At 64.0% G+C, this 24,457-nt stretch carries 22 protein-coding genes; 5 read left to right on the forward strand and 17 right to left on the reverse strand.

Translation table 11 applies throughout. From position 1 onward, the window contains the following. Positions 1 to 3: 3 nt before the first annotated feature. From NKJ78_RS15415 to NKJ78_RS15430, 4 genes are all read right to left on the reverse strand, one after another. On the reverse strand, positions 4 to 906 hold the full coding sequence (locus NKJ78_RS15415) for a branched-chain amino acid ABC transporter permease (protein WP_023668715.1): 903 nt from the start codon (positions 904 to 906) through the stop codon (positions 4 to 6). Between the two features lie 459 nt (positions 907 to 1,365). Beyond that, the gene (locus tag NKJ78_RS15420) at positions 1,366 to 2,367 is read right to left on the reverse strand and encodes a 4-hydroxyproline epimerase (RefSeq protein WP_352459897.1); all 1,002 of its coding nucleotides are present in this window, start codon (positions 2,365 to 2,367) and stop codon (positions 1,366 to 1,368) included. 13 nt (positions 2,368 to 2,380) lie between these two features. Then, positions 2,381 to 3,718 carry an NAD(P)/FAD-dependent oxidoreductase gene (locus NKJ78_RS15425; protein ID WP_352459898.1) on the reverse strand — a complete coding sequence of 446 codons (1,338 nt, stop codon included), beginning with the start codon at positions 3,716 to 3,718 and terminating at the stop codon, positions 2,381 to 2,383. Between the two features lie 51 nt (positions 3,719 to 3,769). Further along, positions 3,770 to 4,663 carry a dihydrodipicolinate synthase family protein gene (locus NKJ78_RS15430; RefSeq protein WP_023700249.1) on the reverse strand — a complete coding sequence of 298 codons (894 nt, stop codon included), beginning with the start codon at positions 4,661 to 4,663 and terminating at the stop codon, positions 3,770 to 3,772. 67 nt (positions 4,664 to 4,730) lie between these two features. Here NKJ78_RS15430 and NKJ78_RS15435 point away from each other — a divergent pair, with 67 nt between their 5' ends. Beyond that, positions 4,731 to 5,420: a GntR family transcriptional regulator gene (locus NKJ78_RS15435; RefSeq protein ID WP_050588433.1), complete on the forward strand. Its 690-nt coding sequence runs from the start codon at positions 4,731 to 4,733 to the stop codon at positions 5,418 to 5,420. Positions 5,421 to 5,457: 37 nt separating this feature from the next. On the opposite strand, the gene NKJ78_RS15440 is transcribed toward NKJ78_RS15435, so the two are convergent. Then, positions 5,458 to 5,757 carry a hypothetical protein gene (locus tag NKJ78_RS15440; protein WP_352459899.1) on the reverse strand — a complete coding sequence of 100 codons (300 nt, stop codon included), beginning with the start codon at positions 5,755 to 5,757 and terminating at the stop codon, positions 5,458 to 5,460. Positions 5,758 to 5,960: 203 nt separating this feature from the next. Next, entirely contained in the window at positions 5,961 to 7,457 is a 1,497-nt protein-coding gene (locus NKJ78_RS15445) for a CoA-acylating methylmalonate-semialdehyde dehydrogenase (protein WP_352459900.1), read from the reverse strand. Between the two features lie 365 nt (positions 7,458 to 7,822). Here NKJ78_RS15445 and NKJ78_RS15450 point away from each other — a divergent pair, with 365 nt between their 5' ends. The 3 genes from NKJ78_RS15450 (at position 7,823) to NKJ78_RS15460 (ending at position 11,418) form a co-directional block, all read left to right on the forward strand. After that, on the forward strand, positions 7,823 to 8,704 hold the full coding sequence (locus NKJ78_RS15450; protein WP_352459901.1) for a LysR family transcriptional regulator: 882 nt from the start codon (positions 7,823 to 7,825) through the stop codon (positions 8,702 to 8,704). Positions 8,705 to 8,827: 123 nt separating this feature from the next. Beyond that, positions 8,828 to 9,268 carry a phospholipase A2 family protein gene (locus NKJ78_RS15455; protein ID WP_352459950.1) on the forward strand — a complete coding sequence of 147 codons (441 nt, stop codon included), beginning with the start codon at positions 8,828 to 8,830 and terminating at the stop codon, positions 9,266 to 9,268. Then, the gene (locus tag NKJ78_RS15460; protein ID WP_352459902.1) at positions 9,265 to 11,418 is read left to right on the forward strand and encodes a phospholipase D-like domain-containing protein; all 2,154 of its coding nucleotides are present in this window, start codon (positions 9,265 to 9,267) and stop codon (positions 11,416 to 11,418) included. Before NKJ78_RS15455 ends, NKJ78_RS15460 begins: the two co-directional genes overlap by 4 nt. A gap of 104 nt (positions 11,419 to 11,522) precedes the next feature. Here the strand turns inward: NKJ78_RS15460 and NKJ78_RS15465 are convergent, their stop codons facing one another. The 8 genes from NKJ78_RS15465 to rsfS form a co-directional block, all read right to left on the reverse strand. Further along, complete coding sequence (locus tag NKJ78_RS15465) at positions 11,523 to 12,779, reverse strand: D-amino acid dehydrogenase (RefSeq protein WP_023668705.1); 1,257 nt, start codon at positions 12,777 to 12,779, stop codon at positions 11,523 to 11,525. A 93-nt stretch (positions 12,780 to 12,872) separates the two neighbouring features. Next, complete coding sequence (gene alr / locus NKJ78_RS15470) at positions 12,873 to 13,982, reverse strand: alanine racemase (protein ID WP_352459903.1); 1,110 nt, start codon at positions 13,980 to 13,982, stop codon at positions 12,873 to 12,875. A gap of 271 nt (positions 13,983 to 14,253) precedes the next feature. Then, complete coding sequence (locus tag NKJ78_RS15475; protein ID WP_352459904.1) at positions 14,254 to 14,769, reverse strand: RNA pyrophosphohydrolase; 516 nt, start codon at positions 14,767 to 14,769, stop codon at positions 14,254 to 14,256. Between the two features lie 2 nt (positions 14,770 to 14,771). Continuing rightward, complete coding sequence (locus NKJ78_RS15480) at positions 14,772 to 15,953, reverse strand: divergent polysaccharide deacetylase family protein (protein ID WP_352459905.1); 1,182 nt, start codon at positions 15,951 to 15,953, stop codon at positions 14,772 to 14,774. Between the two features lie 183 nt (positions 15,954 to 16,136). Then, positions 16,137 to 17,462, reverse strand: coding sequence for a S41 family peptidase (locus NKJ78_RS15485; RefSeq protein WP_023668701.1), 1,326 nt, complete (start codon positions 17,460 to 17,462; stop codon positions 16,137 to 16,139). 1 nt (position 17,463) lies between these two features. Continuing rightward, positions 17,464 to 18,822: a murein hydrolase activator EnvC family protein gene (locus tag NKJ78_RS15490; protein WP_352562498.1), complete on the reverse strand. Its 1,359-nt coding sequence runs from the start codon at positions 18,820 to 18,822 to the stop codon at positions 17,464 to 17,466. Between the two features lie 122 nt (positions 18,823 to 18,944). After that, positions 18,945 to 19,427 carry a 23S rRNA (pseudouridine(1915)-N(3))-methyltransferase RlmH gene (gene rlmH, locus NKJ78_RS15495; RefSeq protein ID WP_023815253.1) on the reverse strand — a complete coding sequence of 161 codons (483 nt, stop codon included), beginning with the start codon at positions 19,425 to 19,427 and terminating at the stop codon, positions 18,945 to 18,947. 62 nt (positions 19,428 to 19,489) lie between these two features. Continuing rightward, entirely contained in the window at positions 19,490 to 19,867 is a 378-nt protein-coding gene (rsfS, locus tag NKJ78_RS15500) for a ribosome silencing factor (protein ID WP_023668698.1), read from the reverse strand. Positions 19,868 to 20,108: 241 nt separating this feature from the next. On the opposite strand from rsfS, the gene NKJ78_RS15505 reads away from it, so the two are divergent. After that, complete coding sequence (locus NKJ78_RS15505; RefSeq protein ID WP_352459906.1) at positions 20,109 to 20,963, forward strand: mechanosensitive ion channel family protein; 855 nt, start codon at positions 20,109 to 20,111, stop codon at positions 20,961 to 20,963. 15 nt (positions 20,964 to 20,978) lie between these two features. On the opposite strand, the gene NKJ78_RS15510 is transcribed toward NKJ78_RS15505, so the two are convergent. The 3 genes from NKJ78_RS15510 to NKJ78_RS15520 all read right to left on the reverse strand — a co-directional run bounded on the left by NKJ78_RS15510 (position 20,979) and on the right by NKJ78_RS15520 (position 24,455). Further along, on the reverse strand, positions 20,979 to 22,247 hold the full coding sequence (locus NKJ78_RS15510; protein WP_502903274.1) for an MFS transporter: 1,269 nt from the start codon (positions 22,245 to 22,247) through the stop codon (positions 20,979 to 20,981). A gap of 85 nt (positions 22,248 to 22,332) precedes the next feature. Then, complete coding sequence (locus tag NKJ78_RS15515; protein ID WP_023700240.1) at positions 22,333 to 22,965, reverse strand: nicotinate-nucleotide adenylyltransferase; 633 nt, start codon at positions 22,963 to 22,965, stop codon at positions 22,333 to 22,335. A gap of 203 nt (positions 22,966 to 23,168) precedes the next feature. Next, positions 23,169 to 24,455 carry a glutamate-5-semialdehyde dehydrogenase gene (locus NKJ78_RS15520; RefSeq protein WP_023737904.1) on the reverse strand — a complete coding sequence of 429 codons (1,287 nt, stop codon included), beginning with the start codon at positions 24,453 to 24,455 and terminating at the stop codon, positions 23,169 to 23,171. Positions 24,456 to 24,457 lie beyond the last annotated feature (2 nt).

The following is a 24,457-nucleotide window of genomic DNA, read 5'->3' on the forward strand; positions in this document are numbered from 1 at the left end:
GTCTCAGACCTTTTCGACTTCTGGCCGGCCCAAAATGCCGGAAGGCAGGAAGATCAGCACGATCGCCAGGATCGAGAACGCCGCGACGTCCTTGTAGTCGATCGAGAAATACGCCGACCACATGCTCTCGATGAAGCCGATCAAAAGCCCGCCAAGCACGGCGCCCGGCAGAGACCCGATGCCGCCGAGAACGGCCGCAGTGAAGGCCTTGACCCCCGGCACAAAGCCGTCGGAAAAGGCGATGACGCCGTAATACATCAGGAATAACGTGCCCGCGACGGCCGCAAGCGCTGCACCCATGATGAAAGTGATCGAGATCGTACGGTCGACATCGACGCCGAGCAGCGCCGCCATCTTGCGGTCCTGCTCGCACGCCCTTTGCGCCCGGCCGAGGGAAGTCCTGTTGACCAGGTACCAGAACAGCGCCAGCAGCAGGGCGGTGACGACGACGATGATGATCTGCTTCAGCGACACGCTGATGCCGTTGATGTTGTAGACTTGGCTGACCATCGGCGGGATCGGCTTGTTGCGCGGGCCTTGCGTCACCTGGATGAAGTTCGACAGCGCGATCGACATGCCGATGGCGGTGATCAGCGGCGCCAGCCGGAACGAACCGCGCAGCGGCCGGTAGGCCACCTTCTCGATCGTCCAGTTGTAGAGGCTGGTGAGCAGCATCGCCACGATCATCATGATCAGCAGCGCCAGGACGACCGGCACTGAATAGAACAAGGAGCCGAGGATGAGGAAGACGACGAGGGCGGCGAATGCCCCGACCATGAAAATGTCGCCGTGGGCGAAGTTGATCATGCCGATGATGCCGTAGACCATCGTGTAGCCGATTGCGATCAGCCCATAGATCGATCCCAGCGTCAGCCCATTGATAAGCTGCTGGACAAAGTACTGCATGTGTACATGGCTCCCCTGGAATGTCGCCCATGCAGACGCATTCCTTTTCGTATTTCCCCTAGTCGTAAAGTGTCGAGCCCGGATTGCAACGTGATTTTTCAAACGTTGAGCGTGTTTTGCCGGCACGCCTTCCGATTGCCCGTTTTTTTGCTCCCCACCCCTGGACTATCGCGGACCCTATCATTGGCATAACGCAATGTCTTTGACGATTCAGCCGGACCAGCGACCTCATTTCGAAGAAATCCCGGTCAAAATTAGGTGATGAGACGAATCTTTGCGTTGTTGGCGGGCTTCGTTTTTAGCCACATTCCGTACTGACCAGCTGCAACATGGGTTACTTCCCGACTATGGCGGTCGATGCCTCGCACAACGCGCTAACCTTTCGCTGACTGGTTTCGCCAAGAGGTCCCGCCCTGGGTCCAAGTCCTGGTCTCGGTGGATGATCGGCAGCCTACCGTATCACTTAACCACAAAACCGTGCGCGAACGGATCGCGGTCGTCGATGAAGATGGTGTTCAGGCCGGTCATCCGCGCCCAGCCGCCGATCGAGGGAATGATGGCCGGCTTGCCGGCAACAGTGACGTCCTTCTCGACCTTGCCCTTGAACAGCGAGCCGATGATCGATTCGTGGACAAAACTGTCGCCGGCCTTGAGCTTGCCCTTGGCATGGAGCTGCGCCATGCGCGCCGAGGTGCCGGTGCCGCAAGGTGAGCGGTCGATCGCCTTGTCGCCATAGAAGACGGCGTTGCGCGCATCCGCGCCCGCCACTGTCGGCTCGCCGGTCCACAGCATGTGGGACAGCCGGTTGATGCCGGGGTTTTCCGGATGCACGAACGAGTACTTCTCGTTGAGCCGCTGCCGCACCACAGGGCTCCAGGCGATGAAATCGCCGGCGGAATAATCAGCCATGTCGCGAAAATTCGCCTGCGGCTCGACGATGGCGTAGAAATTGCCGCCATAGGCGACATCGACAGTGATCTCGCCAAGCTGCGGGCAGTCGACCGTTAGTCCCTCGGCATAAAGGAAGGACGGTACATTGGTGATGCGCACCTCCTCGACATAGTCGCCGACTTGCTTGTATTCGGCGATGACCAGCCCGGCCGGTGTGTCGAGCCGGAGCACGCCGGGTGTCTTCGGCTTGATCAGCCCATGTTCGATGGCCATCGTCACCGTGCCGATCGTGCCGTGGCCGCACATCGGCAGGCAGCCCGACGTCTCGATGAACAGGATGGCTATGTCGCAATCCTCGCGCGTCGGCGGATAGAGGATCGAGCCCGACATGACATCGTGGCCGCGCGGCTCGAACATCAGCCCGGTGCGGATCCAGTCATACTCCGCCAGGAAATGCGCCCGCCGCTCCATCATCGTCGACCCCTCGAGCAAGGGACCGCCGCCGGCCACCAGCCGCACCGGATTGCCGCAGGTATGGCCGTCGATGCAAAAGAAGGATTTTCTGGCCATGATTTCCTCGAACTCAAAACCGTTGCGGGCTGAAGGGGGCAAGATCGATCGGCGAAGTCTGCCCGAGAACAAGATCGCGGATCAAGCGGCCGGTGGCCGCCGCCTGGGTCAGGCCGAGATGGCCATGGCCGAAGGCGTAGACAACGTTGGGCGCGGTTCGCGCCGTGCCGATCGCCGGGAGCGAATCCGGCAGCGACGGGCGATAGCCCATCCATTCGCGGCCACCTGACGCGTCCAGCCCCGGAAGGAACTGTCTGGCTTTTTCCAGCATGGCCTTCGAGCGCGCAAAATTCGGCGGCCGGTCGAGACCGCCCAACTCGACGGCGCCGCCGACGCGCAAGCCCGTCTCGAGTGGCGTGATGACGAAGCCATGGCCGGAAAAGATCAGCATCCGCTGCACGTCGAAAGCGGTCTTCGGCAGTGTGGTGTTGTAGCCGCGCTCGGTTTCGAGCGGGATGGTGTCGCCAAGCGCCTTCGCCAGCCGATGCGACCATGCCCCGGCGGCCACGACAAGATGTCTTGCCTGCCTGGTCGTGCCGTCGGTCAGCGCCAGCGTCGCGCCATCAGGATTGGCGGCGACGCGCTCTATGCGCGCCTTTTCGAAACGCGCGCCCAACCCTTCGGCATAGGCCCACACCCCCTTGCCGAGCAGTTTCGGATCGGCGACGGTCTTCCAGCCCGGCACGAAGGTGCCCTTGATGAAGCGCGGCGACAGTCCCGGCTGCAGCCGCGCCAGTTCGTCGCCTTCGACATGGCGAAAGCCGATGCCGAAGCGCTCGCGCGCCGCCCAGCCCGGCAGCCCGGCCTGAAATTCGGCCTCGCTTTCATAAAGCTCCAGCGAGCCGTCCTCGCGCAGCATCAGCCGCGTGCCGGAACGGTCGAGCAGGCCCATCCATTCAGCCTCGGCGAGCTTCATCATGCCTGCCTGAGCAGCAAGGCTCGCCTCATATTTTTCTGGTGCGCCAGCGCGCCAGAAGCGCAACAGCCAAGGCGACAGCTTCGGCAGATAGGCTGGCGGGATGCTGAGTGGCCCGAGCGGATCGGCAAGCCATTTCGGCAAGTGCCGCATCATGCCCTTATGCGCCAGCGGCAGCACGTCGGAGAAGGCGAAGGCGGCGGCATTGCCGGAGCTCGTCTCCTCGCAGATGCCGGTGCGGTCGAAGACCGTGACGCTGCGCCCGGCCTCGGCCAGCATGGCCGCCGCGCAGATGCCGACAATGCCGCCACCGACAATGGCGATATCTACCCCTTCTCCCCGTTCACGGGGAGAAGGGGCCCGAAGGGCGGATGAGGGGCGGCGGCCCTCCTCTGTGTCCCTGGAATTTCCTTGCACGTCGGCGCTGCCCCTCATCTGGCTGCAGCCATCTTCTCCCCGTGCACGTGCACGGGGAGAAGAAAGCCTTCAGAACTGCGGCAGCTTGGGCCGTACCGCCAGCGCGTCCTTGACGATCTTCTCGACCGCTTTGCGGCGCTCGCCCGACAGCGGCTGGCGCGGCATGCGCACGCGGTCATTTGTGTCGATCGCGAGCACTTCGGCAAGCTTGATGTTTTGGACCAGATAGGTCGAGACATCGAGATCCAGCAGCGGCCGGAACCAGCGGTAGATCGAAAGCGCCTCCTCGCGGCGGCCCTGCTTCATCAGCTGGTAGATGGCGACTGTCTCGCGCGGGAAGGCGACGACCAGACCCGCCACCCAGCCGATGGCGCCCACCGACAGCGCCTCGAAGGCGAGATTGTCGACGCCGGTGAACAGATCGTAGCGGTCGCCGAAGCGGTTGATGATCTCTGTCGAGCGGCGGATGTCGTCGGAGGACTCCTTGATGGCGACGAAGCGCTTGTCGGCGGCCAGTTCCTCCATCTGGTCGACGGTGACGTCGACGCGGTAGGCGAGGCGGTTGGAGTAGATCATCACCGGCAGGTCGCCGGCCTGAGCGACGGCGCGCAAGGCGGCGACCGTCTCTTCCGGGTTGGTGTGATAGATCGGGCTCGGTACCACCATCAGCCCGTTGGCGCCTTCCCGGCTCGCGCGCTTTGCGATGCTCGCCGCCTCGCGGGTGCCCGCCTCGTTGACCGTCAGCAGCACCGGCTTGTTGCCTGCAACTTTCTGGGCAGTCTTCAGCACCTCGATCTTCTCGTCATGCGACAGCATCGGCCCTTCGCCGAGCGAACCGCAGACGATGATACCGTCGCAGCCTGCCTCCATCTGCAAAGCAAAGCAGCGCTCCATCTCGGCATGATCGAGGCGGTCGTCATCAGTAAACTTGGTCGTGACGGCGGGGAAAACTCCGGTCCACATGATCGTCTCCATCTGATATATCAGCCGTATATCTATTTGAAAACCGGCTGTCAACGCGGAGTTCGTTATGATATATGTAAGATATATCAGGAGCCCGCCTTTGATATCCAGTGAGACAGCATACCCCGAGCCGGCCGCCGCCAAGGCCTACCATGTACTCGAGCATATGATCGTGACGTTGGAACTGGCGCCGGCGAGCTTTGTCACCGAAGGCGCCCTCATCGAGAAGCTGGCGCTAGGACGCACGCCGGTGCGCGAAGCGATCCAGCGCCTCGCCTGGGAAGGACTGCTGGATGTCAGGCCACGCGCCGGCATCGCCATTGCCCCGCTTCATCCCGGCGACTGGCTGCGCGTGCTGGATGCCAGGCGCGGCGTCGAGGTGGTGCTGGCGCGCTCGGCCGCCCGCTTCGTCACCCGTGAGGCCGCCGACCTGTTTCATGAGGCAGCCCTTGCCATGCAGAAGGCCGTCATCTCGGGCAATGTGCTGGCCTTCATCCAGGCCGACAAGGCGCTCGACGAGGCCTTGGCGATGGCCGCCGACAACCCGTTTGCGGCCCGTCTGGCCGCGCCCCTGCAGACCCACAGCCGCCGCTTCTGGTTCCGCTACAAGGCCGACACAGGACTGGCCGAATCGGCTGAGCACCACGTCGCGCTAATCCGCTCGATCCTGGCTGGTGACGAAGAGGCTGCCGCCAAGGACGCCAAACGCCTGATGGCACTGCTGCGCGGCCATGCCGAAGTGGCCGCCACACGCTGAACTCCGTCTCTGCTCCAGACTTCCGACCGGTCTTTTATCAGGTGCCCGGCAAGACTGCGGCCATAGCCGCCCCGTCCCAGCCTTCGCCAGCCGTGATGATGCAGCTTTGGCCGTGTGTGTCGGTGGCCAGGATGGTCCAGGTGCCCTGGTCGGAGACGAATATCTCCAGCACCACATTTGGGTTCACCAGGCCACGTGCGGCTTGGCTTTCGTGGAACTTCTCGCCGAGCGCCTTGACCAGGTCGGTCCGCGCCGCGCATTGATCGGCTTTGGCCTGGGCGATGCCGGACATCGCGAACACCGCAAAGAACATCGCCGCCACAAGACGTCGTGTCATCTGACACCTCCTTGCGCCAGACGAGAACCCCGGCTGCTACCGGCGCTATTATGATGGCCTGCACCACGGCAGGAATGCAATTTAAGGCAGATGACAGGCTCTTGGTTCCATCGCTTAAACGTGATGACCAATGTCGGTTTCGTACAAAGAAAGGCCCGGGCTTTGAACCCCGGGCCTTCTTGCCGATCTTCGAAATCGTCCGGTCAGTTCATCGTGGGGATGACGAACTCGGCACCGTCCTTGACGCCTGAGGGCCAGCGCGAGGTCACCGTCTTGGTCTTGGTGTAGAAGCGGAACGCGTCCGGGCCGTGCTGGTTGAGGTCGCCGAAGGACGACGCCTTCCAGCCGCCGAACGTGTAGTAAGCGATCGGAACCGGGATCGGCACGTTGATGCCGACCATGCCGACCTGGACGCGCGAAGCAAAATCACGAGCAGCATCACCGTCACGGGTGAAGATGGCGACGCCATTGCCCATCTCATGATCGTTGGCGAGCTTGATGGCGCTCTCATAGGTCGGCGCACGCACCACCGACAGCACCGGACCAAAGATCTCTTCCTTGTAGATGCGCATGTCGGCGGTCACATTGTCGAACAGGCAGCCGCCCATATAGTAGCCATCCTCGTAGCCCTGCATGGAGAAGCCGCGGCCATCGACGACCAGCTTGGCGCCTTCCTTGACGCCGGTGTCGACATAACCCTTGACGCGTTCCAATGCCTGCGCCGTGACCAGCGGGCCGAAATCGGCGGACGAATCCGTCGACGGGCCGACTTTGAGGCTTTCGACACGCGGGATGAGCTTTTCCATCAGCCGGTTGGCGGTGTCGTTGCCGACGGGAACGGCAACCGAGATCGCCATGCAGCGCTCGCCGGCCGAGCCGTAGCCCGCGCCGATCAGCGCATCGACGGTCTGGTCCATGTCGGCATCGGGCATGATGATCATGTGGTTCTTGGCGCCGCCGAAGCACTGCACGCGTTTTCCCGCGGCCGTGCCGCGCGAATAGATGTAATGCGCGATCGGCGTCGAGCCGACAAAGCCGATAGCCTTGATATCAGGATCGTCGAGGATGGCGTCGACGACATCCTTGTCGCCATTGACGACGTTGAGAACGCCAGCCGGCAGGCCAGCCTCGAGGAACAGTTCGGCGATGCGCATCGGCACGCCAGGGTCGCGCTCGGAAGGCTTCAGGATAAAGGCGTTGCCGCAGGCCAGCGCCGGGGCAATCTTCCACAGCGGGATCATCGCCGGGAAATTGAACGGGGTGATGCCGGCAACGACGCCGAGGGGCTGGCGCATCGAATAGACATCGATGCCGGGGCCGGCGCCGTCGGTGAACTCGCCCTTCATCATGTGCGGCGCACCGATGCAGACTTCGACCACTTCGAGGCCGCGCTGGATGTCGCCCTTGGCGTCGGCAATGGTCTTGCCGTGCTCGCGCGCCAGGAGATCGGCCAGTTCGTCATAGTCGCGAGCAACCAGTTCAAGAAACTTCATCAGCACGCGCACGCGCCGCTGCGGGTTGGTCGCAGCCCATTTGATCTGTGCTTCCTTGGCATTCAGGACAGCCGCACGCAGTTCAGCCGGCGAAGCCAGCGCCGCCGTGCCGCGCACCGAGCCGTCCATCGGCTGCATGACGTCCTGCTTGCGCCCGCTGGTCCCGGCGACATGCTTGCCGCCAATGAAATGACCGTATTCGATCATGGTTTCTCTCCCTGAGTTTGTGATGAAGCATTCAACGCCTTTGCAGGCGCGAAGGCAACGCGAGGGGAAACGCAACCGTTGTGCGGGAAATAGACAACGAAGGACGAGTGTGCATTAATTGCCGCAAATTACAGATTGCTGAAAGGCCCGAAGGTTGCGCTCCGTCACACCCCCCTCTGTCCTGCCGGACATCTCCCCCGCAAGGGGGGATATCAGATGTGGCTGCCGCCTTCGCAAATCTTCAACGCACCAAAAGAGACGCAGGTGGCGGAGCTGCCAATCTCCCTCCTTGCGGGGGAGATGGCCGGCAGGCCAGAGGGGGGTGGGCGGGAACGCCGCGTTCGCCGCTAGCCCGGACCACCCCCATGAACTGGGATGACGTCCGCATCTTCCTCGCCGTGGCCCGCGCCGGGCAGATCCTTGGCGCCGCCAAGCGGCTGGAACTCAATCACGCCACCGTCTCGCGCCGCATCGCAGCGTTTGAGGATGCGTTACGGACAAAACTGTTTCGCCGGCTTACCACCGGCAGCGAGCTGACGCCGGCCGGCCAGCGCTTTCTCGACATTGCCGAGCGCATGGAAGCCGACATGATCGCCGCGCGCTCCGCCGTGTCGGGCGAAGGCGACGATATCTCAGGCACGGTGCGCATCGGCGCGCCCGACGGGTTTGGCGTTGCATTCCTCGCCACGCGTCTTGGCGCGCTGACCGCGCTGCACCGCGAACTCACCATCCAGCTGGTGCCGGTGCCGCGTTCCTTCTCGCTGTCGCGGCGCGAGGCCGACATCGCCATCACCGTCGAGCGGCCGAGCGAAGGCAGGCTGGTGGCGGGAAAGCTGGTCGACTACACCCTCGGCCTGTTTGCCTCGCGCGACTATGCGCAGGCGCACGGCTTACCCGAGACCGCTGCCGAACTCGGCCAGCATACGCTGATCGGCTATGTCCCAGACCTGATCGTCAGCCCGTCGCTCGACTATGCGGCGGAGTTCAGCCCGGACTGGCGCACCAGCTTCGCCATCTCCTCAGCGCTGGGCCAGGCCGAAGCGGTGCGCTCGGGCGCTGGCATCGGCATCTTGCACACCTTTGTCGCCCGCTCGATGCCGGAGCTGATCCCGCTCGACATCGTGACGCCTATCCGCCGCGCCTACTGGCTGGTCTATCATGAATCGGTCCGGCCGCTGCGCCGCGTGCAGATCGTCGCCAACTTCATCACCAAGGCGGTCGAGAGAGAGCGCGGGCTGTTTGTCTGATGGCCGCGCCGCCTTGCCCTCGCCACAAAATCGGCCAGTGTGGCAACAAGCGCGATGTCGCCTATCATTAAGGATTGGCTGCGCCGGGTGGGACACTTTTTTGCAAAGCTGGTGCGGATCAAAATGCGAGCGGTGCTCGCCATCTTGCCATTTGTCGCGCTTTCCGCCTGCGCCAATCCATGGACCGAAGTTCCGGAAGCCGAATTGCCCAAGCCGGTCCGCATCGCAATGGCCCGCCCGTCGCCTTTCGTCTTCGGCAATTACTGCGGTCCCGGCACCCGCACCGGCGACCTCTCGGCTCGCCCTGTCAATCGCCTCGACAGCGCCTGCCAAATCCATGACGCCTGCTACATCGCGCGCCATAATCATTGCGACTGCGACGGCGCGCTCGTCGGCTCGGCAAAGGCGATCCGTGATGACAAGACAGCGCCGAAAAAGATGCGCGGCGAGGCCGAGTTTTTGATCGCCACTTTCGCGCTTCCCGTCTGCAAGGTGTTTCCGCAAGGCTTCCTGCCGCCGCGCGATCCGGCTGAACTGAAGACGATGAACGGTGCGACCGGATGAACCGCGCCATCTGCCTGGCCTTGGCCGGGCTGGGGCTGGCGGCCCTTGCCGGTTGCGCCGCCCCGATCCGGCACAGCTGCGATTTCTTTCCCGATGCGAAGGATTGCGGCCGGCCGTCGCTATCGGCCGACACGCCGGGACCGCAGACTGCAGCAGCAGCGTTTTTCGGCGATGCCGGTGCCAGCGACTATGAAAGGCAGTTTCTGGCGCTGCTCGCCCACAACCAGATCGGCGCCATCGACAGGGCGAACGGCACCGGTCCGTTCGGACATGACCGCCACGCCATCGCCAACCGCGATTTCCAGGCCACCTACCGGACGCTGGAACGGCTGGCGAAGCCGGTTACCGCCGAACAGATGCCGGCAGTGAGCGGCACAGCCGGCGAAGGCCATTTCGACGGCCGCTGGCGGGTGTCGCGGCAGACGCTCTATGTCGACGCCGCCGCGCGGCCCTCCGCGCCAAAGACGTTCAGCTTTTCCGGCCTGCAGGCGCGCTCGGTCGAGATCGTGATGCGCCAGGCGGGAAAGCAGCCGGTTGAGATATCGGGCGTCTGCGACGGTGCGCTGGCGATTCGCGCCGGCGGTAGCTCGCGTGGCGTAACGAGCGGCGCCGCCTTCCGGCTCCGCCTGTCGGCCGGGCAAACCGCCAGCCTGTTAACCAGCGATGGTTTGAACCGCTGCAGCCTCAAGCTCAGTTCCAGCCTCGCACCGGCAGGCGCCCCGCTCACCATCCTGCGCGAAGAGGTTGCCTATCCGGCGATAGCCGCGCTCGACAGCCGCTACGAGCGTTGTCCAGCGCCCGATCCATCCGGCATGGATAAGCTTGCCAGCGTCTTCTACGCCGGCCGCTGGCTGTCGCAGACCTGTTCGCTGCCGCTCGGGTCACCGCGCCTGTTGCGCAAGTCGCGCGACGGCTTCAACGCCAAGGTCGAAGCGCTGCTCGGCGCGCCTTTACCCGACAGCGCCTTCGACAAGGCCGACCCCGAACTGCCGCTAGATTTCGCGCGCGCGCCGAAACTCAAGCTGGTCTATCTGTCGTCGCTGGAGTTCAAGGCCGATTTTTCCGGCCGCGTCATCGAGCGGCTGATCCGCCATCACGCAGGCCTCGGTACCAAAGTGCGCATCATGGTCACAGACGTGCTGGAGCGCGACAAGGACGACGCGCTGCTGCACCGGCTGGCGGCCGATTATCCCAATGTCGAGTTGCAGGAATATCGTTGGCGGGCCGACCACGGCGCGCCGGTCGACGAGCAGCTGTCACAGCTGCACAAGACCCATCACGTCAAGATGCTGGCGACACTTGCCGAGGATCCCGCCCGCTCGCGCGTCATCATCGGCGGCCGCAACATTCATGACGGCTTCCTGTTCCACAGGCCGATCGACCTGTCGCGCTATCCGAACCTCGAGCAATACGGCAAGACCGACGGCCTCTCGCTCAACTACTATTCGAACTGGAGCGATTTCGACATCGAGTTTGCCGACCCGGCCACGGTCGAGACGCTGGCCGCGCATCTCTCGACATTGTGGCTGCGCGACGCCGACACCAACATCGCTAGACCCTTCTCCATTCCGGTGCGCTCCGACAGCCGGCGCCCGCCGGGCACGGTGCGCCATTTCATTTCCGTGCCCTACGAGGACAACCATGCGCTAGAGACCTATTTCGTCGAGCTGATCGACACTGCCCGGCACCATATCGAGATCGTCAATCCCTACCTTAATCTGACGCCGAAGCTCAGCCTGGCCATCGAGCGGGCGCTGGCGCGCGGCGTCAGGATCGACATTGTCGGCCGCATCGACCTCAAGGGCGATATTGGCGGCAAGCTGCTGACCGCGCTCAACAAGCTGTTCGTCGAGAGATATGGCGACCGCATCAACATCCGCGAATTCAAGGCGCCCGATGTCGTGCTGCACTCCAAGATCATGATGATCGACGAAAGGCTGGTGACGATCTCGTCGGTCAATCTCAACAACCGCAGTTTCTTCCACGATCTGGAGAACGGCATGACGGTGCTCGACCCTGCCTTCTACGCCAGGATGCAGCCGGTCTATGACGACTATGTCGCCCATTCGAACCCGGTATCGACCAAGGTGACGATACCGTGGGCCTACCGATGGCTGTTCTCGAAGGGTTGGGTGAAGGAGGCGTTTTGAGGGGCTGGCGAGGCTGAAGGAATGCCGTTCTGTAGCGATCCTTTACACCCCCTCTGTCCGGTAGGACAGAGGGGGTGCTGGCCCGCGAGCTTTAAAAAGCACCCCTACCTCAAATACCGCTCCGGCCCCAGCTCCCGCACATCGATATCAGGCACCTTGCTGGAGATGATGTCGGACAGCACCTTGGCCGAGCCGCAGGCCATGGTCCAGCCAAGCGTGCCGTGCCCGGTGTTGAGATAGAGGTTGGAGAACTCGGTGCGGCCGACCAACGGCGGCCCGTCCGGCGTCATCGGCCGCAGTCCGCACCAGAAGGACGCCGCCTTGAGGTCGCCGCCATCCGGGAACAGATCGCCGACCGAATGTTCGAGGGTGCGCCGGCGCGATTCGTGCAGCCTGAGATCGAAGCCGGAAATCTCCGCCGTGCCGCCGACGCGGATGCGGTCGCCGAGCCTGGTGATCGCCACCTTGTAGGTCTCGTCCATTACCGTCGACACCGGGGCGGCGACCGCGTCCTTGATAGGAACGGTGATCGAATAGCCCTTGACCGGATAGACCGGGATCGGGCGCCTGAGCAGGCGCATGAAGCGCGCCGAATAGCTGCCCAGCGCCAGCACATAAGCGTCAGCCGCGCGCGAGCGCTGGTCGGTGCCGACGCTGACGATGCGATTGCGGTTCTTGGAGAAGCGCCGGATCTGCGTGCCGTACTCGAACGTGACGCCGCGCGCCACGCAGAGTTCGGCCAGCCGATCGGTGAACATCTTGCAGTCGCCAGTTTCGTCGCCGGGCAATCTCAGCCCACCGACAAACTTTTCCCGCACGCCGGCCAGCGCCGGCTCGGCCCCAATGCAGCCTTCGGGATCGAGCAACTCGTAGGGAACGCCATATTTCTTCAGCACTTCGACATCGCCGCCGGTGCCGTCGAGCTGCTTTTGCGTGCGAAACAGCTGCAGCGTGCCCTTGGTCCGCTCATCATAAGCGATGCCGGTCGCCTCGCGCAGCGCCTTCAGCGTGTCGCGGCTGTATTCGGCGAGCGGCACCATGCGCGCCTTGTTGATGGCATAGCGATCCGCCGTGCAGTTGCGCAGCATCTTGATGAGCCATGTCCACATATACGGATCGAAGGCCGGCCGCACCACCAGCGGGCCATGCTTCATCAACAGCCACTTGATTGCCTTCAGCGGAATGCCGGGGCCGGCCCAGGGCGAGGCATACCCTGGCGAGATCTCGCCGGCATTGGCGAAGCTGGTTTCCAGCGCCGGCCCTTTCTGGCGGTCGAACACCGTCACCTCGTGGCCGGCCTCAGCGAGATAATAGGCAGTGGTGACCCCGATAACGCCGCCGCCCAACACGAAGATCTTCATCGCATCACTCTCCACGACGACTTCCGTCAGAGGGCCGCCGCCTCCTGTCTGCCGGATTCTGCGGCGTCCGCCAAGGGGCGGCGTGTCGCGGCTCTATTCGTTGATATAGCGGCGGTGGAAGCGGGGGCCGAGACTGGTCAGGATTTCATAACCGATCGTGCCGGCATGACCGGCGGCGTCATCGACGCTCTGCGAGGGGCCCAGGAGTTCGACAAGGTCGCCCTCGCGCAGCCGGCCGGCCGGCAGGGCCGAGATGTCGAGTATGATCGAATCCATCGACACCCGCCCGACAAAGGGCAGTCGCACGCCGTCGAGCCAGGCAGCCGAAGCCGCGCGCCGGTGCCAGCCATCGGCATAGCCGAGCGAGATCGTGGCCGCGCGCAAGGGACCGCTGGCCAGAAACGCATGTCCGTAGCCGACGCCCGCGCCCTTATCGATGCCGCGTGTCTGGATGATCTTTGCCTCGAGCCGCACCACCGGCAGCATCGGGTTCGCCTCATCAGGCGTCGGATTGATGCCGTAGAGCGCAGCGCCCGGACGCGCGAGGTCGTACTGATAGCGCGGCCCAAGAAAGATGCCGGAGGAATTGTCGAGCGACGCCGGCGCCTTGGGCAGCATTTTGCGCAGCCGTTCGAACTCCCTGAGTTGCGCGTCATTGGCCGCATTGGTCGGTTCGTCCGCACGGGCCAGATGGCTCATGACGAGGACGACATCGACGCCGGCGAAAGCATCGGCCGTAAGCGCCTCGACCTCTGCCGGCGCCATGCCCAGCCGCGACATGCCGCTGTCGACCTGGATGGCGGCCTTGAGCTTGCGGCCGGCCTTTTGGCCTGCCTCGCTCCACGCCTTCAGTTGCCCGGTGCTGTTGATGACGGGAACAAGGTCGGCGGCCACCGCTTCGGGTTCCGAGCCCGGCGGCAGGCCGTTCAGCACATGGATTTCCAGCTTCGGTCCGAGTGCGTCGCGCAGCGCGACACCCTCGGTGAGATGAGCGACAAAGAAGCTGTCGCAGCCTTCGGCAACCAGTGCCGCCGCCACTTGCCGCGCGCCGAGCCCGTAACCGTCGGCCTTGACGACGCCGGCGCAGCGCACGCCGCCGAGCTTTGCCTTGAGCCGCCGGTAATTCTCCCTGACCGCGCCGAGATCGATGGTGAGAATGGCGCCGGCCGCCGCTTCGCTGATCGTATCTTTGGCTTTATGCATCGCAGATCCGACGAAGTCGGCGCTGCCCCTCATTGTCCTGCCGGACATTTCTCCCCGTCCCAATACGGGGAGTTGAAGAGCGGTCCGCGTAAGGCGGACGAAAAGCCACCTGCTTGGCTTTTCGAGTGACGAAAGCCGGCAGGCAGGTGAGGGGCAGCCCATACGCTGCGCTAAGAGGCCATTGCCCGGCGTCGTTCATATGGGTCTCGTGGCTGCGGGTGTCCCGATCAATAAAGCACGAATCAGGTGCCGTGCGAACCGTCACATCCAGCTAGGCAAGATGACGGAACGTCGCCACCACATCCTCATAGACCTTGCGTTTGAACGGCACTATCAGATCGGGCAGGTCCTGCATCGGCCGCCATGCCCATTCATCGAATTCGGCGGTGTGGCCGCCCGGCGGCGGATTGATCTGGATCTCTCTGGTCTCGCCGTGAAAGCGGTAGGCGAACCATTTCTGCGTCTGGCCGCGATAGCGGCCCTTGAGGGCGATGCCGACCAGATCGGGCGGCAGGTCGTAGTTGATCCAGTGCGGCGCCTCGGCCAGCAGCGTGACCGAGCGCATGCCGGTCTCTTCATAGAGCTCGCGCCCGGCCGCCTGCAGCGGCTCCTCGCCCTCGTCGATGCCGCCTTGCGGCATCTGCCAGAGCTGCGTGGTCCCGGCAAATTCGCTGTCCGGTTCGGCGATGCGGTGCCCGACCCAGACCAGCCCGTCGCCATTGAGGATCATCAGTCCTACGCAAGGGCGGTAAGGCAGCGTCTCGGGGTCGACAGGTTTCTTCGTCATGATCAGCCTTTTTCCGGGTCGATGGCCACCGCCGAGATCGGCACGATCTCGATACCGCGCTTTTTCGCTTCGACCGCCCAGGACGCCACGGTATCGACGGTGAGGTCGAAGGCCGAGCCGATGCCGACGGCGGAGCCTTTGGCGCGCGCGGTCGCTTCCAGCGCGTCGAGCTTTTTCAGGATGGCGCCGCGGTCCTGCACGGCGTCGATTGCCGTATCGCCGGCGACGAACGGCACACCGTCCTTCAAGGCGAGATCGGACGCCAGGCTCCGTGCGGACGAGCCGTCATCGACATAGGCAAGGCCGCGCTTGCCGAGTTCGGCCATGAACGGCCCCATCGCCGTCGCGTCGGCCGAAAAGCGAGCCCCCATATAGTTCATGACGCCGGTATAGTTGGTGGTCCGCGACAGCGCCCAGCGCAGATTCTTCAGATTCTCGTCCGGGCTTGCCGCCACTGTCAGCGTATTGCGGCCAGGATTGACATTGGGATAGTCGAACGGTTCGAGCGGCACCTGCATGACCACTTCATGCCCGCTCTGCCGTGCCGCCTGCATCCACCGGCCAATGCTGTTGCCTTGCGGCGCAAAAGCCAGCGTCACTTCGGCCGGCAGCTTGGCGATCGCCGCCTGCGTGCCGGTCTGCGACACGGCAAGCCCGCCGATGACGATTGCCACTCGAGCGCCACGCGAACCCGACCACGGCCGCGCATAGACATCGAACGGCCGCCGGCCGTCAGCGGCGCGAACCGGCAGCGGGCCGGTGTCGCTGGCCTCGATCAGCGCCCTGTCGGGGATATGCGCGATCTTCAGGTTCTGGCCGATCGTCGACGGGTCATGGATGACAATGGCTGCATTGGGCGGGCCGTCACCCTCCTGGGTTTGCACATGGATGATCTGCGGGCCGCTGGCTTTGGGCGTTTCCGCCTTCGGCGCTGCCGCCGTGGCTTGAGCAGTGGGCGCTGCGGCCGCGGGTTCGGCCGCCGCCGTCACCTTCGGCGTCGAGACCGCGATTGCTTCCGGTTTGCGGAACGGCTTCTCGCGCAGCGCGATCGCGCCGGAGATGCCGACCGCGGCCAGCACGACCAGCGTCGCCGCGACGGCGCCAGCGCTGATCCCGCGCGACGCGGCACGCGGTCGGACGGTCTGTCCGAGCGGGCGTTCGATGTCCTTGCCGACGTCAGCCAAGCCGCATCCCCCGGCGCGTGATCAGCGAAATCTTTTCGCCATGCGCAGATCCAAAACTGACGGCGCGTCCCCTGCGCCTTTTGAGGCACAGCGCCCAGCTGCCCCCGAATCAAACTGCCGGAACCTCACGGTCCCGGCAGCATTGCATCGCTTCGATTGGGCAGCCAGAGCTACCAGTCGATTTTACTGGTTAAGCACTGCCTTCTCCGGATTCGGCGGGAATGCCGGATCGGTCTTCTGGCCGCGCAGCAGCTGTTCGGCATAGATCAGCTGCAGATCGTCCTTCGGATCCGGCGGCACATAGGCAGCCGAGCCCGAGCCGGTATCGCTCTCGTCGGCCCCCTTGATGTGGCCCTTGAGGTCAGATTCACCGCGCGTCAGGTCCCTGCCCTGCAGTTCGGGCGGCAGCGGCTGGTCGACCTTGATGTCGGGCGTGATGCCCTTGCCCTGGATCGACTTGCCGGACGGCGTGTAATAGAGCGCCGTCGTCAGGCGCAGCGCGCCGTTCTCGCCAAGCGGGATGATGGTCTGCACCGAGCCCTTGCCGAATGACTGCGTGCCGACCACTGTGGCGCGGCGCAGGTCCTGCAGCGCGCCGGCGACGATCTCGGAGGCGCTGGCCGAACCGCCATTGACGAGCACGATCAGCGGCTTGGCGCCGATGTCGTCGCCTGCCTTGGCGTCGAAGCGTGTGACGTCCTTCGGGTCGCGGCCGCGGGTCGAGACGATCTCGCCACGGTCGAGGAAGGCGTCGGACACGCTCACCGCCTGGTCGAGCAGGCCGCCCGGGTTGAGCCTGAGATCGAGCACATAGCCCTTGAGCTTGTCGTTCGGCACCTGCTTCTTGATGGTGTCGATGGCGTTCTCGAGGTCGTCATAGGTCTTTTCGGTGAAGGAGGTGATCTTCATGTAGCCGATGTCGTTCTCGACCCGGAACTTGACCGCCTTGACCTTGATGATGTCGCGCACCACCGTCAACTCGATCGGCTTGTCGGCGCCCTGGCGCAGGATGGTCAGCTTGATCGGCGTGTTGACCAGGCCGCGCATCTTTTCGACCGCATCGTTGAGCGTCAGGCCGCGAACCTCTTGGCCGTCGATCTTGGCGATATAGTCGCCGGCCAGCACGCCTGCCTTGGCAGCCGGGGTGTCGTCGATCGGCGTGATCACCTTGACCAGGTCGTTCTCCATGGTGACCTCGATGCCGAGGCCGCCGAACTCACCCTTGGTCTGCACGCGCATGTCCTGCGCCTGCTCGGCATTCATGTAGGAGGAGTGCGGATCGAGCGAGGTGAGCATGCCGTTGATGGCGTTTTCGACCAGCGACTTGTCGTCCGGCGGCGTCACATACTGCGCCCGCACGCGCTCGAAGATGTCGCCGAAGATCGCCAGTTGCTTGTAGGTCTCGGAGCCTGCAGCGTTCGCCGTCGAGCCGGGCGCGCCATAGACCAGGCTCATCGCTGACGCGCCCATCAGCGCACCGGCAATAAGAAGCGACAGTTTCCGCATCATTTCACGTCCTTCCAGAGAAGCGGTCCGCCCACCATGGGGTCGGATCGACGGGTTTTCCATCCTTGCGGAACTCGACATAGAGTTCCGGCGTGGCATTTCCATTCTTCGAGGCCGAGGTGCTTGCCACCCGGGCCTCTCCCATCGCGCCGACCGGCTCTCCTGCGAGCACCGACTGGCCAGACGCGACGCTGATTCTGCTCATCCCCGCCAGGACGACATGATAGCCGTCTCCCGCATTGAGGATCAAGAGTTGACCATAGGAGCGAAAAGGCCCCGCATAAAGCACATTTCCGTCCGCCGGTGCCGTGACGATGGCTCCCGATTGTGTCGCAACCATGTCGCCAAGCATCACCGCGCCGTTACCGTCATCGGCCCCGAAACGCAGCTTGATCTTGCCGGTGACCGGCAGCGAGACTTGTCCCTGAAGTGCCGAAAACGGCGCGGCGGCGGTGAGGCGGTTGCCTTCCGGCACGGGCAGCGAAGCCAGCTCCGTCGACGCGGTTGTGCCTGCATCAGCGTTATCGGCGTCCGGCTTATCGCTGTCGGCCGCTTTCTGTTCGCCTGCCTTGACGGCATCCGCCGCCTTGCGGCTCTTGTCGGCTTCAAGCGAAGCGATCAGCTCTTTCAGGCCGCCGGCCTTGGCCGCAAGCGCCTGGGACCGCTGCTTTTCAGCGGCCATCGCCGTCCAGGTGTCCGCCTCGAGCTTCTGCTTGGCTTCGAGCAGCATGGAGAGGCGTTTCTTTTCCGCCGTCTGCTCGCCGACCGCCGCCGTCAGCCGCGTCCGCTCGGCCTCGATCGAGGCCGTCACCCGGGTCTGTTCCCTGAGGTCGGCCAGCAATTTGTCGGTCTGCTGGCGCAGTTCCGGCACCACTGCGCCGAGCAGGATGGCGCTGCGCACCGACGACAGCGCGTCTTCCGGCTTGACCAGGATCGCCGGCGGCGGATTGAGCCCCATGCGCTGCAGCGCCCCCAGCACCTCGGCCAGCACGTCGCGCCGCGCCGCCAGCGAGACACGGATCTTCTGTTCCTCGCCCTTCAGTCCTTCGAGCCTGGCGCCGATATCCTCGATGTCCTGGCCGAGCTTCTGCTCGGTCATAGCCGACTGGATAAGCGCCGCGGTGATCGAGGCATGGTCCTTCTTGACCGAAGCAATGTCGGCGGCGAGCTTGGCCAGCCGTTCGGACGACAGCGTGATCTCGGCCGACACCTTCTCATATTCGGCACGGCTCAGATCGGGGTCGGGCGCCACGTCCAGCGTATTTTCGGCCCGTGCAAGCCCGAGCGACAGCAAAACCACCGCCGCAGCGATGCCGCAGCGCGCGTGCCGGAAGCCCGTTCGTGATTTCCCGTTGTCAGCCATTGAAGCCCGACTCTATGCGTGGCTTCGTTAACGAACCATCAACCATGATCGAACCGAAGCCTAGCACAAAACAGCCGCGCATTGGGGCGGAAATCCGGACGATTGACCCTCGACCCACTGATTTACGAACGGTGGTAGGGATGTCCCGAAAGAATCGTTGCCGCCCGATAGAGCTGCTCGCCCAGCATGACACGCACCAGTTGGTGCGGCCAGGTCGCCGCGCCGAACGAGACCATCAGCTCAGCCTGATCGCGAACCGACTGGTCGTGCCCGTCGGCGCCGCCAATGGCGATGACCAACGCCTTGCGTCCGCCATCGCGCAGCTGGCCGATACGGCTGGCGAAATCGTCTGAGGACAGGTTTTTGCCGCGTTCGTCGAGCAGGAACAGCGCCGTGCCCGGCTGCAGCTGTGCCTGCAGCTTCTGGCCTTCCTCGCGGCGGCGCTCATTAGCGTTCTGGGCTCGTCCCTCGGCGATCTCGGCGACACCAGAGAATTCGAACCCGATCGCCGGGCCGCTCTTGGCGAAACGCTCGAAATAGCGGTCGGCGAGCTCTCTCTCGGGGCCGGCCTTCATCCGGCCCACGGCATGAACTGCTATCTTCATCCCTGCCTCGGCGAGCTTTCAATCCATGTCGCACCCAGGATGGTTACGACATGAGACGAAGCTCAGTGCAAGGTCTCTTCCTCGAGGTCCGGCGCCTGCCACATCTTTTCAAGATTGTAGAACTCGCGGACTTCTGGGCGGAAGACATGGACGATGATGTCGCCTGAATCGATCAGGACCCAGTCGGCGCCGGACAGCCCCTCGACGCGCGCCGTGCCGAGACCGGCATCCTTGAGCGCCTTGAGGAGGTGGTCGGCGACAGCCGAGACATGACGGTGCGACCGGCCCGACGCGATGACCATATAGTCGCCGAGGCTCGATTTCCGCTGAATGTCGATTGAGACAATATTTTCGGCCTTGGAGTCTTCCAGACTGGCAAGGACTGTCTTGATGGCACGGGACACGGCGTCATCTACGCTGATCCTGGCCGGCGAAGGCATGATGTCAGCCTTCTTCCGCAATGCTGTTCTCAGTGTATTTCCTTTCGCAGCAAGAACAACCAAATCACCCACGAAATCAGGTGACACCCTATAGATAGGCAGAGTTCCCTTGCAGTTTCAAGACGGGAGGCCCTGCCACCGCGAACGCAGTGCAAGACTTCCGGTTCCGGAGCCTTGAGAAAAATCGGAACCCATGGCCGCGGCAGGGGTTATCGACACACCCCCCAAACGGATTTTCCTGATGCCAATCGACCCCCAGAACACGCTGCTCACCGTGCAGGCTGGCCTTGCGCAACTCAGCACACTGATCGTTTCCTATTCCTTCTCCGCCATCGGCGCCATCATCCTGCTGGTCGTCGGCTATCTCGTCGCCGGGCTCGCAGAACGATCGATCTCAGCCGGCCTCGGCCATATCCATGGTTTCGACGCGACGCTGCGCCATTTCTTCTCGAAGATCGTGCGCTACGCCATCCTGATCCTGGTGGTCATCATGGTGCTCGGCCAGTTCGGCGTTCAGACGGCCTCGATCATCGCCGCCATCGGCGCCATCGGGCTGGCAATCGGCCTGGCGCTGCAAGGCACGCTGCAGAACATCGCCGCAGGCATCATGCTTCTGGCGCTCAGGCCATTCCGCATCGGCGAATATGTCGAGGTCGGCGCCATTTCCGGCACCGTCGAGGAAGTCGGCCTGTTCGCCACCAAGCTCCGCACGACAGACGGCGTCTATGTGCTGGCGCCCAATTCGACGCTATGGAACCAGCCGGTGCGCAATTTTACCCGCAACGGCGTGCGCCGCGGCGATATCACGCTGAGCATCGGCTCCTGGAACGACATCGACCTGGCGCAGAAAACCATGCTGGGCGTTGCCGGCAGCGAGCGCCGCGTCAAGCGAGAGCCGGCGCCGATCGCCTTCGTTGCCACCGTGGGCGATGCCAGCGTCGCCATCACCTTGCGCTACTGGACCACGGCGGCGGATTTCTTCGCCACCCAGATCGATCTCACCAAACGCGTCAAGCAGGCCTTCGACGCCGAAGCCATTTCGGTTCCCGCACCTCCGCCGGAGGCCCGACAGGAAACTGCCGCCACCAGGCAGTAGGAGCTGTGAAACCGTTCAGCGCTGATCTTCCGGGGCGTAGGCGAGCTCCACCGGCAATGGCGCCTGCGCCGACATCGGCGCGAAACTGCCGGTCGCCGTGGCGGGAACGGCCTGCGTCGTCGCCACTCGCCACAGCACGAACAGGCAGAACACGGTGGCGATGATGATCGCCACATAGATGAAGGCCTGCGTTCCATAGACGGCCGACAGGGCCGTCACGATACCTGGTACGATGAAACCCGACAGCGACCAGGCAAACAGGAGCGAACTCGACAGCGCCACCATGTCGTCCTTGCCGGCGCGATCGGCGGCGTGTGCGCTGGCGAGCGAATAGATCGATTCCGAGGCGCCGTCCCAGATCACATAGATCACCACCAGCACCGCCAGAGCGCCACCGTCAAAGCCGATAGCCAGAATACCGGCAACGATGGCCAGTGCCGCAGCGCCGGCCAGCACGTAACGGCGATCGGTACGGTCGGAAATCCAGCCGAGCGGGATCTGCAGGATCAGCGTGCCGACGGGCATGGCCGACAAAAGCAGCGCCACATCGGCCTGGCTGTAGCCTTTGGCCGTGGCGTGGATCGGCGCAAAGCCGGCGATCGCCATCGACAGACCGCCAACGGCGAGCATGCCGGCCACTCCGACCGGCGAAATCCGCCAGGCGCGACCGAGCGCCACGGAGGCTGCGCGAGGTGGCGGCGGTTGAGCCAACCGCGTCATGCCGACCGGCAGGATCGACACCGCGGTGAAGGCAATGCCGATCAGCGGCGCCTGCGCCGTCGCGATGTCGACCGCCGCCAGCAGGGCATAGCCGACGCCAAGTCCGGCGACATAGGCGACGTAAAACACCGCCATCACCCGGCCGCGAATGGCGTTTGCGACGGCATCGTTGAGCCAGCTCTGGGCGACGATGAACAGGCCGCATATTGCAAAACCGTAAAGCGCGCGCGCCGCGATCCACAGCAATGGATAGGTGCCGGCGCCGATGGCGGCATTGGACAGCGCTATCAGCGCCGACAGCACCATGAAGGCGCGGGCGTGCCCGACGCGGCGCACCAGCGGCCCGGTCAGGATACAGCCGGCAAGCCCGCCGGCCGACAGGCCGGTGATGATCAGCCCGGCCCAGGTCGGATCGAAGCGCTCGACGCCAAGCCGGACCGGGATATAGGCGAACATCAACCCGTCGCCGACCGCGATCAGCGCCATCGACATGATTACGCTGGCAATGGCGATCACGGGCGCCGGCGGGGCGCCATGATTGTGGTCGATGTCGGTCTGGTTCACTGAATTGGCCATATCCAGCGCAGCATCGCCCAGCGGATCGCGAAAGGCCGCCGTAAAAGCGACATCGGCGATCTGGCCTTACGAGTTACCCCTTGGCTTGCTTGCGAATAGCACTCGATGACAGCGACGAACGCGGGCCGTGAATAAAAGTCCAGGCCGGCGCCTTCATGCGGGCGAGCCGGGGCGCGTCACCCTCGTCGACGCGGGCATAGTCGAAGGTCTTGGCCACGACCGAGGACAGGAAGGACAGCGTCGCGCCCGGGCGGTCGATGACCGCGATGGGGAAGGTCATGACGATCTGGCGCCAGCGCTGCCAACGGTGGAAATCGCGGAGTGAGTCGGCGCCCATGATCCAGACGAAGTCGACGCCGGGATTGCGTGCCTTGACCAGCGCCAGCGTGTCGGCGGTGAAGCGAATATGATGCGCCGCCTCGAAGGCGGTGACCTTGATCTTCGGGTTCTTGGCGATCTGCTCCGACTGCAGCAGCCGGTCGCTCAGCGGCGCCAATTCCCTGGTGCTCTTCAGCGGATTGCCTGGCGTCACCATCCACCAGAGCTGGTCGAGCGCCAGCCGCCTGAGCGCGATTTCCGCCACCAGCGCATGGCCGGCATGCGGCGGGTTGAACGAGCCGCCGAACAGACCGACGGCAAGGCCTTTCTCGGCATGCGGCATGCGGAGGTAGTGCGAGGGGATGGCGGGCTGAAGGGACGACAGCATGGTGCTAGGCACCCCCCTCTGCCCTACCGGGCATCTCCCCCGCAAGGGGGGAGATCAGCAGCTTCGGCAAAGGCACTTTTCTTGCAACGTTAGTGATTGGCGAAAGCGGAAGAAAAAGCTGATCTCCCCCCTTGCGGGGGAGATGTCCGGCAGGACAGAGGGGGGTGTCTGGGCTCAATGCCTCAAGCCCTGACGCGAATGATTCAAGGCCTCACCTGTCCCGACCCGCGCACGCGGTATTTGAACGAGGTCAGCTGTTCGACGCCAACCGGTCCGCGCGCATGCATCTTGCCGGTGGCGATGCCGATCTCGGCGCCCATGCCGAATTCGCCGCCATCGGCGAACTGCGTCGAGGCATTGTGCAAAAGGATCGCCGAGTCGATCTCGTTGAAGAACCGCTCGACCGCTTTGGTATCCTCGGCGATGATCGCCTCGGTGTGGTGTGAGGAGAACGTCTCGATATGGTCGATGGCACCGGCAATTCCGTCTACCAGCTTTACCGCGATGATGGCCTCGAGATATTCGGTCACCCAGTCGGCATCGGTCGCCGGCTTGGCGTCGAAGAACAGCTTCATCACTTCCTGATCGGCATGGATCTCGCAGCCGGCGGCGCGTAGCGCGTCGAGGATCGGCACCAGATGCGTGGAGGCCACCGCGCGGTCGACCAGCAAAGTCTCTGCAGCGCCACAGACACCGGTGCGCCGCATCTTGGCGTTGACGGCGATCCTGACCGCCATGTCGAGATCGGCCGAGCGGTCGATGTAGAGATGGCAGATGCCTTCAAGATGGGCAAAGACCGGCACCCGCGCCTCGCTCTGGACGCGCCCGACCAGGCTCTTGCCGCCCCGCGGAATGATGACGTCGAGATTGCCGGAAAGCCCTTTCAGCATCTCACCGACGGCGGCGCGGTCAGTGGTCGGCACCAACTGGATGGCGTCTTCGGGCAGGCCGGCGGCCTTCAACCCCTCGACCAGGCAGGCATGGATGGCGGCGGACGAATTGAGCGAGTCCGAGCCGCCGCGCAGGATCACCGGATTGCCGGCCTTGAGGCAGAGTGCGCCGGCATCCGCCGTCACATTCGGCCGGCTTTCATAAATGACGCCGACAACGCCGAGCGGCGTGCGCACGCGCTCGATCTGCAGGCCGTTGGGGCGATCCCAGGCCGCGATCACATCGCCGACCGGGTTCCTGAGCTCGGCGATTTCACGTATGCCATCCGCCATGGCACGGGTGCGCGCCGGATCGAGCTTCAACCGGTCCATGAAGGAGCCGGACAAGCCCGATTCGTGTCCGTTAGAGACATCGATGGCGTTGGCATCGAGAATCTGCTGCTGGCGCGCGATGATCGCGTCGGCCATGGCGAGAAGTGCGGCATCCTTGGCGGCGGCGGTCGCAATCGCCAACGGTCGGGCGGCCGCGCGGGCGCGGCGGCCGATATCAGCCATCAGCGCGACGGTGTCATCCCCGGATTGTTCATGCAACTTCAGCATGT

Source organism: Mesorhizobium sp. M0037, assembly GCF_040323635.1.
In the GTDB taxonomy this organism is placed as follows: Bacteria; Pseudomonadota; Alphaproteobacteria; order Rhizobiales; family Rhizobiaceae; genus Mesorhizobium.